Origin of the sequence: Mesorhizobium sp. M7A.F.Ca.US.005.03.2.1, from assembly GCF_003997795.1 — a bacterium.
Lineage (GTDB): Bacteria > Pseudomonadota > Alphaproteobacteria > Rhizobiales > Rhizobiaceae > Mesorhizobium > Mesorhizobium ciceri.
The window spans coordinates 1-1,496 of record NZ_RZRP01001167.1 but is presented as its reverse complement, the minus strand read 5'-3'; the positions used below and the strand labels follow the sequence as shown (position 1 = coordinate 1,496).

At 61.4% G+C, this 1,496-nt stretch carries 2 protein-coding genes; both read left to right on the top strand.

Annotated features, from left to right (window positions below; translation table 11 throughout):
• The first annotated feature begins 134 nt into the window (after positions 1 to 134).
• On the top strand, positions 135 to 1,262 hold the full coding sequence (locus tag EN991_RS35835; RefSeq protein ID WP_013530863.1) for a sugar ABC transporter substrate-binding protein: 1,128 nt from the start codon (positions 135 to 137) through the stop codon (positions 1,260 to 1,262).
• A gap of 79 nt (positions 1,263 to 1,341) precedes the next feature.
• Positions 1,342 to 1,496: ATP-binding cassette domain-containing protein (locus EN991_RS35830; protein ID WP_127370495.1), on the top strand; the 155-nt coding region annotated here is incomplete at its 3' end.

Genomic DNA, 1,496 nt, shown 5'->3' with positions numbered 1-1,496 from the left:
CGACAAGGGAGGTACCGGGTCGGCCATCACGGGCGGCCGAGGAAGCGCATGGCAAGGCGGGAGGTGCCGGTCCATCGCGCGAAAAATTCGCATTGCGAAACGAACAATCAGAACTGCAATCGGGAGGATTATCGATGATCAAGTCACTCGTTGGTGGCGTCGTTGCCGCCACTGCATTCGTCATGCTCAATTCGGCCGCCATGGCCGCCGGACCCGAAATCGTGTCGGGTCCCGCCGCTCAGGCGGACTGTTTCGCGCCGTGGAGCGCGGAGACCAAATTCTTCAAATATCCCAAGAAGGAAGGGCCGTTCCGCATCGCCTTCGCCAATGGCTATATCGCCAACACCTGGCGCATCCAGATGGTGCAGACGGCCAAGGCCTACGCCGCGCAACCTGAAGTCAAAGCCAAGATCAAGGAATTCAAGGTCGTCTCGACGGGCGAGGACGTGCCGGCACAGATCTCGGCGATCAACAATTTCATCGATTCCGGCTATGACGCCATCGTCACCGACGCCCAGAACCCGACGGCCTTCGGTCCGGTCATCAAGCGTGCCAAGGAAGCGGGCATCGTGCTGGTCGCCTTCGACAACATTCTCGACACCAAGGACGCCATCAACGTCAATGTCGATCAGAAGGGTCTTGGCGAATTGTGGGCCAAGTGGCTGGTCGGCAAGATACCGAACGGCGGCAAGATCCTGGAAGTGCGCGGCGTCGCCGGCACCTCCGTCGACACCGATCGTCACAACGGCATCCACGAGGTCTTCGATGCGTCCGGCAAGAAGTGGGACGTGACCGAAGTCGCCGGCAAATGGGATGACGGCGTGGCGCAGAAGGTGACTGCGGATGCGATCGCCACCAACGGTCCGTTCGACGGCATCACCGGGCAGGGCGGCGACACCGGCATCGTGCAGGCGATGATCGACGCCAAGCATCCGTTCGTGCCGTTTGGCGGCGAGACCGAGAACGGCTTCCGCAAGTTCTGCGCCGCGCATTCAGCCGACGGGCTGAAGTGCTCGTCCGCGGGCTCGGGCCCGGCTCAGGTCGCTGTCGCCATCAAGACCGCGATCGCCGCACTCGAAGGCGAAGTGGTGCCACAAGAGGTGAAGCTGCCGCTGGCGATCGCCGAAGACCCGAACATGAAGGAAGGCACGGATTACTTCCCCAAGGAATCCGACAATTTCTTCGTCGGCAATTCCTTCCCGACCTGCGGCATCAATTTCAGCGCCCAGGAAATCATGGGTCAGACCAAGGAAAACCAGTAAATCATCGCTGGCTGTCACCCGGCGCCGCGGCTTGAGCCGCGGCGTTTGTCTCAATTCCACAATCGCCCTGGGAGGGCCGATGGACGGTGCGGCTCCGCTCTTTCGTATGGAAGGCATATCCAAGCGCTATGGCGGTGTACGCGCGCTGGAGAAGGCCGAGCTTGTTGTCGAAGCCGGCAGCATCCACGCCATTCTCGGCGAAAACGGCGCCGGCAAGTCGACGCTGATCAAGGT

Coding starts and splice junctions, on each gene's coding strand:
- EN991_RS35835 (WP_013530863.1), top strand. CDS start 135: ATGATCAAGTCACTCGTTGGTGGCGTCGTTGCCGCCACTGCATTCGTC.